Genomic DNA, 15,464 nt, shown 5'->3' on the forward strand with positions numbered 1-15,464 from the left:
TATGTTGGGTTTGGGTATAGAAAGCACAGCTCACACATTTTCTTGTGCGATAATTGAAAAAAATGGAAAAAAAGGAAAAATCCTTTCAGATGTTAGAAAAATTTATCGTCCTGCAGAAGGAGAAGGAATTCATCCACGTGAGGCATCACGTCATCACATTGAAAACAGTTCTTTAGTGTTATCTGAATGTCTAAAAGAAGCAAACACATCAATCAAAGAACTAGATATTGTATCATACGCTGCAGGACCTGGATTAGGACCGTGCTTACGTGTAGGCGCAGTGGTAGCAAGATCTTTGTCATCTTTTTACAAAATTCCAATATACCCTGTTAATCATGCAATTGGTCATATTGAATTGGGAAAATTACTTACTGGCGCAACAAATCCTTTGGTACTTTTAGTTTCTGGAGGTCACACAATGCTTTTGGCATTTCTGAACAAACAATGGAGAGTCTTTGGTGAAACTCTGGATATCACACTAGGTCAATTGCTTGATCAGTTTGGAAGATCAATAGGGTTTGCTTCTCCCTGTGGAAAAAACATTGAAGAATTGGCATCTACATCAACAAACTATGTTACATTACCTTATTCTGTAAAAGGAAACGATGTTTCTTTTTCTGGTCTACTATCTGCAACTAAATCTGTAGCAAAAAAAAGTAAAACCGATGCATGCTACTCCCTTCAAGAAACTGCCTTTGCAATGATTAGTGAGGCTGTAGAACGTGCCTTGTCATTTACACAGAAAAGGGAACTAATGATAGTGGGTGGTGTTGCAGCCAACAAAAGATTATCTGAAATGCTTCAAGATGTTTGTAAACGTCACAATTGCAAATTCTTTGTAGTTCCCTTACGTTATGCAGGTGATTGCGGAAGTCAAATATGTTGGACCGGTCTCTTAGAATCTCAAGTCAAATCAGGATCTTCTCTAAAGGATACTTTTGTTACACAATCTTGGAGATTAGATACAGTTAAAGTAAATTATTGATTTTTGTTTTCATCTATTTGTCTTTGAATGCTTTTAGTCCAATCTTTTGTGTTAAACACTCCGAACTTGAAAGTCTGTTCGCCTTCTTTTGTTTTTGCAGTAAAGCACACTTTTTTCATTAACAATCCTTCTTTCCAAACTTTTGTGATATCATTCAATTGAATATCCATTACGGTTTCACCAAAATGTTTTGAAAAATCCATAATTCTTGCATTAGTTTTGTCAAATGCCAATCTTTTGTTTGTTAAAGTTAGAATTCCTGCACCCAAATTATCCTCGCTACAATCCTCTTGTTTTATTCTATTTTCTCCTTTTTCCATGATTAATTTTTATTGAATTCATCTGGATATAACGTTAATGAAATTAATCAAAAAAGGTGCAGAGGCTGACATTTTTCAAACCCAATGGCAAAACAATAATGCAATTCTTAAAATTAGAAAAATAAAAAATTACAGAAATTCTTTACTTGATACAAAAATACGAAAACAAAGAACAATAAAAGAATCTCAAATGTTATCCAGCGCTAGAACTTTTGGCATTCCTACGCCTCTAGTTTATTTTGTAAACCTGGAAAAATCATATATCATAATGCAGGAAATTCCTGGAACTCCTGTGCATGACTTATCTGAATCTAAAATTATTAAATTATCCAAAGAAATTGGAAAACTGGTTGGAATCTTGCACAAAAATGGAATAATGCACGGTGATCTTACCACCTCTAACTTTATCTTATTCAAGAAAACGATTTATGTGATTGATTTTGGATTGTCTCAAAAAACAATAAAACCAGAAGATCATGCAGTTGATTTGAGGCTAATTAAAGAAATTCTCAACAGTGCGCACGCAAAAATCATGCAGTCTTCTTGGAAAAATTTCCTTCTTGGTTACAAGTCTATAGTTGGAAATGCCTACCATAACAAAATCGTTAAACTTGTTTCAGATATAGAAAGTCGTGGTAGATATGCAGAAGTCGTTTGATCTGTTTTTTGTTTCTTCAAATGATCACAAATATCTGGAAGCAAGAAAGATTCTGCACGGATTTGGTATTGCACTTGGTTTTTTAAAATCTGATTTAGAAGAGGTTCAATCAAATACTCTTAATGAAATTGCATTAAGAAAAGCAAAAAATGCATTTTCAAAATTCAAAAAACCTATAATTATTGAAGATGACGGGTTGTTCATTGATTCACTAAAAGGTTTTCCAGGACCTTATTCATCATATGTTTTCAAAACTATTGGTAATGATGGGATTCTTAATCTCTTGAAAAATAACAGAAAAGCAAAATTTGTTTCAATCATAACTTATTGTGATGAATCTGTTCTACAATCATTTGATGGAAAGCTGGATGGCACGATATCAAGATCACAAAAAGGAAAAGGTTGGGGATACGATCCAGTATTTATTCCAAAAAATTCAAAGAAGACATTTGCAGAAATGAATGACAAGAATAATTTTTCTCATAGATACAAGGCACTGAAAAAATTTTCTAATTGGTATTTGAATAAGTAGGAATAAAACGATCAATATATCGTTCATTATTTTGTAAAATTGAAATTCTTGAAATAATACTTTCGTCCATTACTGAAAATACTCTGCTTTGTTTTGCTATCTCCTCACTGAATTTTTTAACTTCTTCCATTTCTAGCATATTTGCATGTTCTAATCTGTTAGTGGAACGTCCAATGTGCATGTATGATTTTATTTCAATAAAGTGCGGACTAGCTTTTCTAAACATTTCAGCAAATGCCGGAATTGATTCTTTTTGGTCGTTATAATTTCTGATTAATGTAACTCTTAGGACAGTTCTAGTGTTCAAATCTTTTAGCATATTTAGAGTTCTGTTCCATCTTTCCCATGAATCGTCATATTTTGGCTTGTTTATTCTGATAAATGATTCATAATCTGCAGCATTTGTTGACAAATACAATTGAGTTGGCAGCGCATCTTCGTCTTGTAATTTTTGAATCATGTCTGGTTCTTGACCGTTTGTTACAAGAAAAATTGATTTTGTTGATTCTAAAGAATTAAGATACTTGATTAACTCAGGTAATTTTGGATACATTGTTGGCTCGCCAGACAATGAAATTGCATAATGACTTGGTAACAATGACTCATCTAATCTCTGTTTGTCATTTCTAGAATCTCCATAGTATCCATTGATCAGTTTTTTTCTTTCAGCCATTAGTTTTGTTAGAATTTCTTTTGGTTCTGCAACTTGTTCTGGTTCCATTTTCATTGAATCATAAAACTCCATTGGTCTCCAGCAATAGACACATCGATTCTCACAATGCATGCCAGCTGGTGAAAATTCCATACATCTGTGGGTTGAAATTCCATAGAACTTGTGTTTGTAACAACTTCCTTCATGCTTGAATGATTTTTTTGTCCAATGACAGAGCTCTACTGTAGAGTGATCAGCAACACCATACTTTGCTTTTTTTAATTGCTCAGATATTGCAGGCTTGATCTGAATTAATCGATCATCTTCTTCGATTATTTCACCTGAGCAACTCATGTGTTCAAATTCTGTTTCGGTTTACTTAAATTGATCGAGTTTTTCACCAAGATGGAAATATTTTCTCAAAATTATTAAAAATCCAAGTCGATTCCAGAGTGAGGTTTAATTACTGGATCCTCTGGGTAATTTTAGGCATTGAAAAAAATACACATTTTACCGTTCCTATTGTTGCTTGTAACGACATTAACTAGTATGCCACTCAACCCAGCTTTTGCTGATGATGACTTGGATAACGATGGAGTTGATGATTCCGTTGACGCTTGTCCAAATTTGCAAGAAGATTATGAAGGTGCAATAGATGGATGTCCCTCCAATTTTGTTCCATGGTATGATGAAGACTTTGATGGAATAGAAGATCATATAGATCAATGCCCTACTCTCAAAGAGCGTTACAACAAATTCCAAGATGAAGACGGCTGCCCTGATTTTTCCCCTGATGGAGGAAAAGGTGGATTACCTGATTCAGATGGTGACGGTATTGTTGACACCCTAGATAAGTGTCCAAACCAACCAGAAACATTTAATGGAATTCTTGATACAGACGGTTGTCCAGATACATATGGATCTGGTGACAGAGATAGGGATGGTGTTCCAGATGCTGCAGATAAATGTCCACTAGCTGCTGAGACTTATAATAGATTCCAAGATGAAGACGGCTGCCCTGATTCTGTTAATGATTTTACTTTTATTGATACTGACAATGATGGATTACAAGATAAAATTGATCTGTGTCCGACAGAACCTGAAGTATACAATGGTTACAGAGACACAGATGGTTGTCCTGATGTTTTACTAGATACTTCATTTAATGATAAAGATGGTGATGGAATTGCAGACCAGTTTGATATTTGTCCAAACCAACCTGAAACTTTCAATAGATTTGCTGATTATGACGGTTGTCCTGATTCAGCTCCTTCATTTGATGGTACGTTAAATGATGCAGATGGTGATAGAATAATGGACGTTAATGATGTATGTCCATTAGAACCAGAAAGGTATAATGGATTCCAAGATGAAGACGGTTGTCCTGATGTTCCTCCTTATTCTAGTGATGTTGATTCTGACCTTGATGGAATTCCTAACAGCATTGATCAGTGTCCACAAGTAAAAGAAACTTACAATAGATTCCAAGATGAAGACGGCTGCCCTGATTATGTTGGTACTAGTAAAGATATGCCAGATACTGATGGCGATGGAATTAATGATTATTCAGATCTTTGTCCAAACCAACCAGAAACTTTCAATGGCATATTTGATAGAGACGGTTGTCCTGATACTATCTCTACACAAGATAGAGATAGAGATGGTGTTCCCGATGGTCTAGATAAATGTCCAACCTCCAAAGAAATCTACAATGGATTCCAAGATGATGACGGTTGTCCTGACAGTGTCTCTGGATTATCTGCAATGGACTTTGATGGAGATGGAATTACTGACTTGAATGATAAATGTCCACTAAAACCTGAAACATTTAATGGATATCAAGATGAAGACGGCTGCCCTGATGTTGCAGTGTTAGATTCAGATGGAGATGGAATTAGAGATGATTTAGATCAATGTCCCACATCTTCTGAAACTTGGAATAGATACCAAGATCACGACGGTTGTCCTGATAATCCTTCAGAATCTGACTCAGACTTTGATGGAATACTAGATTCAGTAGATCAATGTCCTCTTGATAGAGAAAGATACAATGGATTCCAAGATGATGATGGATGTCCTGACTATCCTGATTATATTACAAGTTTGGATTCTGATTATGATGGGATTGTTGATTCACAAGATCAATGTCCATTAGCTCCAGAAACTTACAATAAATTCCAAGACTTAGACGGTTGCCCTGATTCTGTGGCCGATAACAAGGGAATACCTGATACTGATGGCGATGGAATTAATGATTACAATGATCATTGTCCAAACCAACCAGAAACCTATAATGGAATTCTTGATAGAGATGGTTGTCCAGACACCTATATTGGAAAGAATGATCGTGATCTAGACGGCATTCCAGATGCCATTGATGCATGTCCAACTGCCAAGGAAACTTACAATAAATTCCAAGATGACGACGGCTGCCCAGATACTGTATTCAAATCATTTGTAATTGATACTGATAATGATGGAATTATTGATGTCAATGATGATTGTCCACTTGTTGCTGAAAACTACAATGGATATCTGGATGACGACGGATGCCCAGATGTTGATGACACTCAACCTGATTCAGATGGAGATGGTGTACCAGATGTGATGGATTTATGTCCAACACAAAATGAAGTTTGGAACAAATATGTTGATTATGACGGATGTCCTGACACATTACCAACCGGAAATATAAGAATAGATACTGACGGTGATGGAATCTATGATGATAACGATTTATGTCCAAATGATAAAGAATCTTGGAACAAATATCTAGATGACGACGGCTGCCCAGATATTGTACCTGAACAATCAAGATACAAACATGATGCTGACTTGGATAATATTACTGATGATCTAGATTTCTGTCCTCTTGAACCCGAAGATTATGATGGTGACACAGATTCTGATGGATGCCCTGACCCATAGGTGTTATCAGAATGAATAAACAATTTCTTTTAGGATTTTTACTTTTACTTACCTCATCTATTGGCATGCTACCTAGTGGTGTTTTTGCTGCAGAAGGAATAGATACTGATGGAGACGGAGTTCCAAATAATATTGATCAATGTCCAAATCTATTAGAAGATTATGATCCACAGTACGGCAATAATATTGACGGCTGCCCAGCTGATTTCGTTCCTTGGTATGATGCAGATTATGATGGAATTGAAGATCACATAGATGATTGCCCAACAGTAAAAGAAACTTACAATAGATTCCAAGATGAAGACGGTTGTCCTGATTTGTCTCCTGATGTTGGAAAGGTAATTGCTGATACTGATAATGATGGCTATCCAGATTACATGGATTTATGTCCAAACCAACCTGAAACATTCAACGGTGTTGATGATAAAGACGGCTGCCCAGATAATGCTTCTAATTTAAGAGATACTGACAGAGATGGCATATCTGATACATTAGATGAATGCCCACTTGAGCAAGAAACTTACAATAGATTCCAAGATGAAGACGGCTGTCCTGACACTGCTGACACTACCACCTTACAATACCAGTTCCCAGATACTGACGGTGATGGAATCATAGACAGATGGGACTCATGCATTGATGAACCAGAGAACTTTAATGATTATCTAGATTGGGATGGCTGTCCTGACATACCCGGTGCTATTTCTTTGAAAGCGCCAGATGCTGATTTTGATGGAATTCCAGATGATAAGGATGAATGTCCCTTAGATCGTGAAAATTACAATAAATTTGAAGACACAGACGGCTGCCCAGACGTTATTCTTTACAAATTAGTTGGTGATATAGATGGTGATGGGCTCTTAGATCAGAATGATTTGTGTCCTTTTAGTCCTGAAACTTACAATAGATACCAAGATGAAGACGGCTGCCCTGACTATGTTGCAGACAACAAGTTTGCATTTGATACTGATGGTGATGGCATCATTGATAACTTAGACTTGTGTCCAACCCAACCTGAAACATTTAATGGATTCCAAGATAAAGACGGCTGTCCTGACAAGCAATCATATAAGATAGATTCTGACATGGATGGAATCCTAGATGTAGATGATGAATGCCCACTTGAGCAAGAAACTTACAATAGATTCCAAGATGAAGACGGCTGTCCTGACACTGCTGACACTACCACCTTACAATACCAGTTCCCAGATACTGACGGTGATGGAATCATAGACAGATGGGACTCATGCATTGATGAACCAGAGAACTTTAATGATTATCTAGATTGGGATGGCTGTCCTGACATTAAGGGAACAACTGCTGGTGATATGCTTGATGCTGATTATGACGGTATAGCGGATCATCTAGACGAGTGTCCAACAATTGCTGAAAGATACAATGGATTCCAAGATGAAGACGGTTGTCCTGACAGCATTGATTTCCAAACAGTGGCCGATTCTGACTTTGATGGCATCTATGATGATTTAGATCAGTGTCCATTTGCTAAAGAAACTTACAATAGATACCAAGATGAAGACGGCTGCCCTGACTATGTTGCAGACAACAAGTTTGCATTTGATACTGATGGTGATGGCATCATTGATAACTTAGACTTGTGTCCAACCCAACCTGAAACATTTAATGGATTCCAAGATAAAGACGGCTGCCCTGACAAGCAATCATATAAGATAGATTCTGACATGGATGGAATTCCAGACCTCTTTGATGAATGTCCAAACCAACCTGAAACTTACAACAAATTCCAAGATGAAGACGGCTGTCCTGACACTGCTGACACTACCACCTTACAATACCAGTTCCCAGATACTGACGGTGATGGAATCATAGACAGATGGGACTCATGCATTGATGAACCAGAGAACTTTAATGATTATCTAGATTGGGATGGCTGTCCTGACATACCAGGTGCAGAATCAACAACTCCTGTTTATGCAGATTCAGATCGTGATGGTTATCCTGATGTAGTTGATTCCTGTCCAACTGAACCTGAAACTTGGAATAAATATTTGGATTGGGATGGCTGCCCAGATATTGCTCCTGAACAACAGAGATTTGTCCATGATGATGATCTTGATGGCATAATCAATGATAAGGATTTATGTCCTCTAGATCCTGAAGATTATGATGGTGATAGAGACACAGACGGCTGCCCTGATCCATAAACATACTTTGTAAATTCTAATTAAGAATCTATTTAACGCGAGACTTAATAAATACCTGATAATAGCTGTGTCAGAGATAATGAAAAAACAGTACATTTTAGGGTTTTTACTTTTACTTACTTCTACCATTGGTATGTTGCCTAGTGGCGTTTATGCAAATGAAGAAATTGATACTGATGGTGATGGGGTTCCAAACTCTATTGATTTTTGTCCTAATCTATTAGAAGACTATGATCCACAGTATGGCAATAATATTGACGGCTGCCCAGCTGATTTCGTTCCTTGGTATGATGTTGATTATGATGGAATTCAAGATCACATTGACAGTTGTCCAACAGTAAAAGAAACTTACAATAGATTCCAAGATGAAGACGGTTGTCCTGATTTGTCTCCTGATGTTGGAAAGGTAATTGCTGATACTGATAATGATGGCTATCCAGATTACATGGATTTATGTCCAAACCAACCTGAAACATTCAACGGTGTTGATGATAAAGACGGCTGCCCAGATAATGCTTCTAATTTAAGAGATACTGACAGAGATGGCATATCTGATACATTAGATGAATGCCCACTTGAATCTGAAACTTACAATTTTTACTTGGATGAAGACGGCTGCCCAGATACTGTAGATGATGCATATTCACCATATAATTTTCCAGACACCGACGGTGATGGTATTGATGATAGGTGGGATCAGTGTTTAAATGAGCCTGAAAATTATAATGGCTATCTGGATTGGGATGGATGTTCAGATGTAATTGGTGCATCATCTAATGGATTAATTGACTCTGACTATGATAGTATACTAGATTCAGTAGATATGTGTCCACTAGAACGTGAAAATTTTAATGGATTCCAAGATGATGACGGCTGCCCAGATGAAGTTGAATATGCAATATCTGGAGATACTGACGGTGATGGAATATTAAATCAATTTGATGTTTGTCCATACAATAAAGAAACATACAACAAATTCCAAGATGAAGATGGATGTCCTGATTTTATAGGAGACAATTCTTCTACATATGATAGCGATGGTGATGGAATTGTTGATAATTTAGATCATTGTCCAAACCAACCTGAAACTTACAATGGTATTTTGGATTCAGACGGCTGCCCAGATAAACTAAATACTACACTTGATTCTGACATGGATGGAATCCCAAATACTTTAGATGATTGTCCATTTGAACCTGAAACTTATAATTTTTTCAAAGATGGTGACGGCTGTCCTGATACTACAGATCCAACCATTTCGTCATATGTATTTCCAGATGCTGATGGTGATGGTATAGATGATAGATGGGATGCATGTCTTGATGAACAAGAAAACTATAATGATTACTTGGATAAAGACGGCTGCCCAGATGTTCCAGGAATATCAAAATCTGCATTATCTGATATTGATTATGATTTGATTCCTGACATATTTGATGAATGTCCAACAATTGCTGAACGATATAATGGATTCCAAGATGAAGACGGCTGTCCAGATACTATAGCATATGACTCATTTGGTGATTCTGATTTTGATGGGATTCCAGATAATATTGATCAATGTCCAAATGCTAGAGAAACTTACAATAGATTCCAAGATGAAGACGGCTGTCCTGATACCATTTTTGATAATAAACCAACAGCTGATTCTGACGGTGATGGAATTGTTGACAATATAGATTCATGTCCAAACCAACCTGAAACATTTAATGGATTCCAAGATGAAGACGGCTGTCCCGATAATTATCATTCAACTCTTGATTCTGACAGAGATGGAATTATTGACGTGTCCGATACATGTCCACTAGAACCTGAAACCTACAACTATTATCAAGATGAAGACGGCTGTCCTGACGCTACTGGTTCAAATGTGTCATCATTTACTTTCCCAGATACTGACGGTGATGGCATTGATGACAGAAAAGATGCATGTATTGATGATCAGGAGAACTTTAATGGATATTTGGATTGGGACGGCTGCCCAGATGTATTAGCTGCTCAATCCACAACACCAACAAGAATTGATTCAGATGGAGATGGCTATCATGATGGAATTGATTCCTGTCCAACTGAGCCTGAAACCTGGAACAAGTATAATGATTATGACGGCTGCCCAGATATTGCTCCTGAACAACAGAGATTTGTCCATGATGATGATCTTGATGGCATAATCAATGATAAGGATTTATGTCCTCTAGATCCTGAAGATTATGATGGTGATAGAGACACTGATGGCTGCCCAGACAATTAATGCTAAATTTAATTCACACATTTTAATAGTAAATATATTGATGCTCTAAAGTTATCATATGCTTCCAAAATTTTCTAGTAGGGCATTTCTAGCTCCCATGGCAGGAGTGAGTGATCCTGCTCTTAGATTACAATGCAAAAAAATGGGAGCTGGATTGGTTGTCACCGAATTTACAAATATTCACAGTATTATTGCAAAAGAAAAGCAACTTAAGGAAAATATGCAAACAATACAAAATTTTATTGAATACTCTGAGGAAGAACGTCCTTTATCGATTCAGTTATTTGGTTCTGATCTTGTTGCATTAGAAAAAGCTGCAAAAATTGTAGAGCCCTATTTTGATATAATTGATTATAATATGGGTTGTCCTGCACCGCACATTACTCAACAAATGGCCGGCGGTGCTCTCTTACAAGAAGTAAACCTTACTCAGCAAATTTTTAGTACTTTAGTTAATGCTGTGAAAAAACCTGTAACGTTAAAAATTCGTTCTGGAGTAACAAATGCAAGTCAATTTCTATTTAGAGACATTGCTGAAATTGCAGAAGATGAGGGTATTCAGATGATCACTCTTCATCCCAGAACTGTTAGTCAAGGATATTCTGGAAGCGCTGATTGGAAAATGATCAAAGAACTCAAAGAAATTTCTAACATTCCAATAGTTGGGAATGGTGATATTACTACCCCTGAAGATGCTAAAAATATGATTGACGAAACTGGTTGTGACTATGTAATGATAGGTCGTGGCGCAATGGGAAATCCCTTTTTATTTGAACAAATTAATGATTATTTTAAAACCAACTCTTATCATGAATACTCTTTCAAAGATAGATTGGATTCCTTTTTTGATTATCTTCATCTAACTGTTAGATACAAAATCAAATTTGCAAATATTAAGAGTCAGGCAATGAGATTCACCAAAGGAATGAAAGGAGGTTCTAAATTACGTTCCAAGATCACCATTTCAAAAAACATTGCCGAATTAGAAAAAATTATGACCGATGCGTATTTTGAGTCTTAAATTTATAAAATTATAGTGTTTTCTCTTACGTTTGTTTATGATTTCACCTAAATTAGTATTGAATTTTTAAGTATTTTTGACTATTCTTATATATTTCATAATGTCATTTTATGTATGAAAATTGGAGTTGAATCATAATGGCAACAGCTTATGTTCTCATAAACTGTGAGCTTGGTTCTGAAGAAGCAGTGATTTCAGAATTAAAATCCATTGAAGGTGTTAAGGAAGTACATGGAACTTTTGGTGCGTATGACATTTTGGCCAAAGTTGAATCAGGACAAGTAGAAGCATTACGTGAAACTATTACATGGAAAATTAGAAAAATTCCAAAGATACGTTCAACTCTTACATTAATGGGAATTGAAGGACAACAATAGAATCAAAATCATTTGCTTTTATACTTAAATTGCAATATAATGTATCCCTTCAAAAAACATGTCCCCCAAAGGGATCCCACACTGAGAGGTTAAGATCCTCTCAGTAGTCCATTTCAAATAAAAAATTTTTTTATTTTATAAAAGAAAATAATTAGAGGGCTTCAGAACCACTCTTTTTGGTTGCTATGTTCGTAACATTTTCAACATTTGATACAACAATAATTCCATCTCCACCTTTTCCGGTAAAAGCTGCATCAGTAATTGCGTTTGAAACCTTTTCTACATCTGTATCATCAACAATTGTACTTACAGTTGCAACTGAATTGTAGTCTTTGGTGATTGAACCTGTTCCTCTACCTGATCTGACTTGTTGTCTTATTCCGGAACCTCTACCTTTTCCTTCAAGAATGGTAAATCCTCCTACAAGGTCATTTATTGCCTCAGTGACAGCTCCTATCTTGGTAGCTTGAATAGTTGCCTCAATTCGTTTCATTTTCATTTGTTTTTAACTATTGTTTAAAAAAGATCATATGTTTTTATCTTAATTTTATGATACTATGGAATTATTGGTTATTTCATTATCCACTTGGCTTTTTAATATTAGAATAAATCAAAAATATGAAAAATGACGAAAGAAGATCTCACAGACTCAATTATCTTTTAAAATATTATCTGGTGAATCCCAAAGAAAGTGATCTTTTTTTGAGGGCCAAACAGATGGGCATATCTGATAATACTGCCAAGGACTACATCAGAACCGTAATTATTCAAGCCCAAAAAATTCATTCACAATAAATTCTAAAATTTTCTCTAGAAACAAACTGTATATTTTCATGAAAGAATTCCATAGAAATCTTAAACAAGGTATTCATAAATAATCAATAGGAGGGAAAATACACATGAATGATTCTTTACTTGATGACGTCAAGGCACTTTTAGATAAAGATTTTGGAGATGATAGAATACTCAAGCAAATTTACCGAGCTTGTGAAAATAACGAAGTAATTAGTAATTATGAAAGAACCTATGTTCAAAAACTTGCAGAAAAACATTTAGGAAAAAGGCCCGAAATACTTCGAACACCAACAATAGAACAAAAACCAATAACTCCTGATGTGGCGATACCCCAAACTCAATCTATCCAAAAAATGCAAACATTTCAACAAGAACCACCACGAAAATCCTATTTGAAATCAAAAAATTCGAAAATAATGTTGGGCATTACGGGTCTTGCATTGATAATAATTATCGGAGTTGCAGCATCATTTAGTTTTGATATGTCTCCAAAAGTAGAAACACCAACCACTACTGTTCCAGTTACATTGTCCATTCAATCTGATTTATCATCTTATAACAAAAAAGATTTGATTTCAATTAGTGGTGTGTCCAACACTTCTGGGACTGTAAATCTCTCAATAGAAAATCCAAACAATGAGCTTGTATGGGCAGAACAAGTGTCCCTAAAAAGCAATGGAGCATACTCCACATTAGCTATTGCTGGAGGACAAGGATGGGAAAATTCTGGTACATATACAATCAAAGTAGATAATGGCAAAGAAACAAAATCAATTACATTTGCATTTAAAGCGTAATTTTTTCAAATTCATTCCAATGTGAATCTACCAAATCTCTTAGTTTTTCTACACTAATTTCTTCCATGTATTCACGATAAACAATGTATTTATTTTGTTTATTCTCCTCACTGTAAATATCGATAGTATTCTTAGGAATGATCCCGTCTCTCCATTGACTCATTTCAAAAACCCATACTGTTGAATCTGGATTTGAAAAATCAATGTCGTCACATCCAACAACATAAAGATAGCATTTTGTGGTTTGATTTAATTTCTCATGCAATTTTTCATAAGCAATCATTTGTCCTTTTGCAATGTTGATTTTATCATTATGAAATCCCTTGAATTCTAAGATGACAAACCCTCCTTTGTGCTCTATGAGCCAGTCAATATCCGTTCCACCTGAGGCAATCATTCCATGAACAATTAGATTACCTAATACTTTTCTTCCATGTGTAAATTCTGACTCATCAAAAATCTGGTATTTTGCCTTTGGACTTTTACGAATAATTTGTTGAGATATGTGCTCAGACTGAATTGAATTATCTTTTTTATATAGTGTATCAATTAAATCACTAGTATCATTGGCCATAAATTTTCAAGTTTTTAACTGAATGATAAGCGGATTTGTAAAATTTAGTACAGTTGATGATTTATCTGCATAAAAATTCCTCTCCAGCTCCTTTATACAATACAAAGTACTCTTCAGGATTTTTTCTATCTTTTTTGGCATTTAGTGCATCTTGATACATTTCAAAATGTTCCACCAAGTATAACTGATTACCAGGCTCTGCAAAATAATCAATACTAACCAAATTAAATCCTGTGTCTGGGGTTAATTTTCTCTTCTCATTATCAAATCTATCTTCAGACAATTTCAAAAATATGTGAATTTTGAATTATTGATCATAAATCATTAGATTTTTTTCTTCTAATAAAGCATGCAAATTATGCACTGAACGATAAACATCTGACTCTTTTTTTGCACCAGTACACACTAATTTTCCAGATGCAAATAACAATATCACTGTTTTTGGATCAAGCATTCTATGTATTAGTCCTGGGAATTGTTCTGGTTCATACATGCTTCTTGGTAAAGTTCTTGCCGCTTTTTCTAAGTGAATTTTTCCTCCAAGATTAATTGCGGCAACTATGTTTTGAACTGTAATGACTGCGTCTTTTTTTATTTTGATTTTCCCCTTTCTTAATTTCTGAACAACTGTGTTTACAGCTTTGATTGCCATCTCTTCTGATTTTGCACCAGTACACACCATCTTTCCTGTTCTAAAAATCAATGTTGCAGTTCTAGGACTCTTCAATCTGAAAACCAGTCCTGGAAATTGTTCAGGATGATATTCTGTATCTGGAAATTTTTCTGTAATATCATTAAGATCAATTTTTTGATCTACTGATGCTGAAGCAACAACATTTTCAACACTAACAATTGGTTTTGTTTGAGGCATAACGAGGGACTTTAAATAGCGCCTTTATATATACTAGTCAACTTTTTGAAAAACTTTGAGTCTTAATGATGTCCAATCCATTGGTAACGATATTCTTCATCGATAATCTCTGACACTATCTCTGTGTTTTTGATTTTTGTTTTAGGGATATCTACATCAAAGAATCCTAGTTGGCCTTTGCATGTAATTGGAATTCGCAATGATTTTGCATTTTTCAATCTAAATCCAAAAGTTTTATCATGAAAATTTTTTGATGCTAAATGGAATTTTTGATCCATTTTTATTTCTCTAATTGAATTGTATTTTTTTACATCATAAATTTCAGCTTTTCCAATAATTGCTCCTGTTACAAATTTCTTATTCATCTTTAATCTCTTGCAATCTTCTACTCTAATTTTTAATGGTGCGTGAATCAAAAATTCACCACGAAAATTAGTGTTCCATTTTCGTAATTCGATAGTTTTTTTTCCTGAAATAATTAAATCCGCAAATGGTTGAGAAACTGAAAGACATTTCAAGA

17 protein-coding genes are annotated in these 15,464 nt (G+C 35.2%); 10 read left to right on the forward strand and 7 right to left on the reverse strand.

Annotated elements, in window-relative coordinates; all coding sequences use genetic code 11:
- Position 1 precedes the first annotated feature (1 nt).
- A complete protein-coding gene (gene kae1 / locus OO712_RS01280) occupies positions 2-985 on the forward strand; it encodes a KEOPS complex N(6)-L-threonylcarbamoyladenine synthase Kae1 (protein WP_109877364.1) in 984 nt (327 codons plus the stop codon).
- Here the strand turns inward: kae1 and OO712_RS01285 are convergent.
- Positions 979-1,305 carry a hypothetical protein gene (locus OO712_RS01285; protein WP_109877363.1) on the reverse strand — a complete coding sequence of 109 codons (327 nt, stop codon included), beginning with the start codon at positions 1,303-1,305 and terminating at the stop codon, positions 979-981. The genes kae1 and OO712_RS01285 overlap by 7 nt on opposite strands.
- A gap of 37 nt (positions 1,306-1,342) precedes the next feature.
- Between OO712_RS01285 and OO712_RS01290 the strand changes: the two genes are divergently transcribed.
- Positions 1,343-1,963, forward strand: a complete 621-nt coding sequence (locus tag OO712_RS01290) for a KEOPS complex kinase/ATPase Bud32 (protein ID WP_109877362.1) — start codon at positions 1,343-1,345, stop codon at positions 1,961-1,963.
- Complete coding sequence (gene rdgB, locus OO712_RS01295) at positions 1,947-2,495, forward strand: RdgB/HAM1 family non-canonical purine NTP pyrophosphatase (protein ID WP_109877361.1); 549 nt, start codon at positions 1,947-1,949, stop codon at positions 2,493-2,495. Before OO712_RS01290 ends, rdgB begins: the two co-directional genes overlap by 17 nt.
- Here rdgB and twy1 read toward each other — a convergent pair.
- The gene (gene twy1, locus OO712_RS01300) at positions 2,473-3,501 is read right to left on the reverse strand and encodes a 4-demethylwyosine synthase TYW1 (protein ID WP_109877360.1); all 1,029 of its coding nucleotides are present in this window, start codon (positions 3,499-3,501) and stop codon (positions 2,473-2,475) included. The two genes, rdgB and twy1, sit on opposite strands and share 23 nt — an antisense overlap.
- Positions 3,502-3,696: 195 nt before the next feature.
- Here twy1 and OO712_RS01305 point away from each other — a divergent pair, with 195 nt between their 5' ends.
- The 5 genes from OO712_RS01305 to OO712_RS01325 all read left to right on the forward strand — a co-directional run bounded on the left by OO712_RS01305 (position 3,697) and on the right by OO712_RS01325 (position 11,907).
- Positions 3,697-6,075, forward strand: coding sequence for a thrombospondin type 3 repeat-containing protein (locus OO712_RS01305; RefSeq protein ID WP_109877415.1), 2,379 nt, complete (start codon positions 3,697-3,699; stop codon positions 6,073-6,075).
- 11 nt (positions 6,076-6,086) lie between these two features.
- Positions 6,087-8,258, forward strand: a complete 2,172-nt coding sequence (locus tag OO712_RS01310; RefSeq protein WP_264953754.1) for a thrombospondin type 3 repeat-containing protein — start codon at positions 6,087-6,089, stop codon at positions 8,256-8,258.
- Positions 8,259-8,337: 79 nt separating this feature from the next.
- Positions 8,338-10,509, forward strand: a complete 2,172-nt coding sequence (locus OO712_RS01315) for a thrombospondin type 3 repeat-containing protein (RefSeq protein ID WP_264953755.1) — start codon at positions 8,338-8,340, stop codon at positions 10,507-10,509.
- A gap of 58 nt (positions 10,510-10,567) precedes the next feature.
- On the forward strand, positions 10,568-11,530 hold the full coding sequence (gene dusB / locus OO712_RS01320) for a tRNA dihydrouridine synthase DusB (protein ID WP_109877014.1): 963 nt from the start codon (positions 10,568-10,570) through the stop codon (positions 11,528-11,530).
- Positions 11,531-11,667: 137 nt separating this feature from the next.
- Positions 11,668-11,907 carry an Lrp/AsnC family transcriptional regulator gene (locus OO712_RS01325; protein ID WP_109877013.1) on the forward strand — a complete coding sequence of 80 codons (240 nt, stop codon included), beginning with the start codon at positions 11,668-11,670 and terminating at the stop codon, positions 11,905-11,907.
- 151 nt (positions 11,908-12,058) lie between these two features.
- On the opposite strand, the gene OO712_RS01330 is transcribed toward OO712_RS01325, so the two are convergent.
- Positions 12,059-12,400 (reverse strand): P-II family nitrogen regulator, encoded by a 342-nt coding sequence (locus OO712_RS01330; RefSeq protein WP_200829076.1) that lies wholly within the window; start codon positions 12,398-12,400, stop codon positions 12,059-12,061.
- A 125-nt stretch (positions 12,401-12,525) separates the two neighbouring features.
- Here OO712_RS01330 and OO712_RS01335 point away from each other — a divergent pair, with 125 nt between their 5' ends.
- Together OO712_RS01335 and OO712_RS01340 are read left to right on the forward strand one after the other, a co-directional pair.
- Positions 12,526-12,702 (forward strand): hypothetical protein, encoded by a 177-nt coding sequence (locus OO712_RS01335; protein WP_200829075.1) that lies wholly within the window; start codon positions 12,526-12,528, stop codon positions 12,700-12,702.
- Positions 12,703-12,806: 104 nt separating this feature from the next.
- Entirely contained in the window at positions 12,807-13,499 is a 693-nt protein-coding gene (locus OO712_RS01340) for a hypothetical protein (protein ID WP_109877011.1), read from the forward strand.
- On the opposite strand, the gene OO712_RS01345 is transcribed toward OO712_RS01340, so the two are convergent.
- The 4 genes from OO712_RS01345 to OO712_RS01360 form a co-directional block, all read right to left on the reverse strand.
- Positions 13,489-14,073 carry a hypothetical protein gene (locus OO712_RS01345; protein ID WP_109877010.1) on the reverse strand — a complete coding sequence of 195 codons (585 nt, stop codon included), beginning with the start codon at positions 14,071-14,073 and terminating at the stop codon, positions 13,489-13,491. The two genes, OO712_RS01340 and OO712_RS01345, sit on opposite strands and share 11 nt — an antisense overlap.
- A 61-nt stretch (positions 14,074-14,134) precedes the next feature.
- Entirely contained in the window at positions 14,135-14,356 is a 222-nt protein-coding gene (locus OO712_RS01350; protein WP_109877031.1) for a hypothetical protein, read from the reverse strand.
- 24 nt (positions 14,357-14,380) lie between these two features.
- On the reverse strand, positions 14,381-14,944 hold the full coding sequence (locus tag OO712_RS01355; RefSeq protein WP_048115071.1) for a TATA-box-binding protein: 564 nt from the start codon (positions 14,942-14,944) through the stop codon (positions 14,381-14,383).
- Between the two features lie 62 nt (positions 14,945-15,006).
- Entirely contained in the window at positions 15,007-15,462 is a 456-nt protein-coding gene (locus OO712_RS01360; RefSeq protein ID WP_109877009.1) for an ASCH domain-containing protein, read from the reverse strand.
- Positions 15,463-15,464 lie beyond the last annotated feature (2 nt).

This window comes from Nitrosopumilus zosterae (assembly GCF_025998175.1).
GTDB lineage: Archaea > Thermoproteota > Nitrososphaeria > Nitrososphaerales > Nitrosopumilaceae > Nitrosopumilus > Nitrosopumilus zosterae.

Coding starts and splice junctions, on each gene's coding strand:
- OO712_RS01310 (WP_264953754.1), top strand. CDS start 6,087: ATGAATAAACAATTTCTTTTAGGATTTTTACTTTTACTTACCTCATCT.
- OO712_RS01305 (WP_109877415.1), top strand. CDS start 3,697: ATGCCACTCAACCCAGCTTTTGCTGATGATGACTTGGATAACGATGGA.
- OO712_RS01315 (WP_264953755.1), top strand. CDS start 8,338: ATGAAAAAACAGTACATTTTAGGGTTTTTACTTTTACTTACTTCTACC.
- OO712_RS01325 (WP_109877013.1), top strand. CDS start 11,668: ATGGCAACAGCTTATGTTCTCATAAACTGTGAGCTTGGTTCTGAAGAA.
- OO712_RS01345 (WP_109877010.1), bottom strand. CDS start 14,073: ATGGCCAATGATACTAGTGATTTAATTGATACACTATATAAAAAAGAT.
- OO712_RS01355 (WP_048115071.1), bottom strand. CDS start 14,944: ATGCCTCAAACAAAACCAATTGTTAGTGTTGAAAATGTTGTTGCTTCA.
- twy1 (WP_109877360.1), bottom strand. CDS start 3,501: ATGAGTTGCTCAGGTGAAATAATCGAAGAAGATGATCGATTAATTCAG.
- dusB (WP_109877014.1), top strand. CDS start 10,568: ATGCTTCCAAAATTTTCTAGTAGGGCATTTCTAGCTCCCATGGCAGGA.
- OO712_RS01330 (WP_200829076.1), bottom strand. CDS start 12,400: ATGAAACGAATTGAGGCAACTATTCAAGCTACCAAGATAGGAGCTGTC.
- OO712_RS01290 (WP_109877362.1), top strand. CDS start 1,343: ATGAAATTAATCAAAAAAGGTGCAGAGGCTGACATTTTTCAAACCCAA.
- OO712_RS01335 (WP_200829075.1), top strand. CDS start 12,526: ATGAAAAATGACGAAAGAAGATCTCACAGACTCAATTATCTTTTAAAA.
- OO712_RS01340 (WP_109877011.1), top strand. CDS start 12,807: ATGAATGATTCTTTACTTGATGACGTCAAGGCACTTTTAGATAAAGAT.
- OO712_RS01285 (WP_109877363.1), bottom strand. CDS start 1,305: ATGGAAAAAGGAGAAAATAGAATAAAACAAGAGGATTGTAGCGAGGAT.
- kae1 (WP_109877364.1), top strand. CDS start 2: ATGTTGGGTTTGGGTATAGAAAGCACAGCTCACACATTTTCTTGTGCG.
- rdgB (WP_109877361.1), top strand. CDS start 1,947: ATGCAGAAGTCGTTTGATCTGTTTTTTGTTTCTTCAAATGATCACAAA.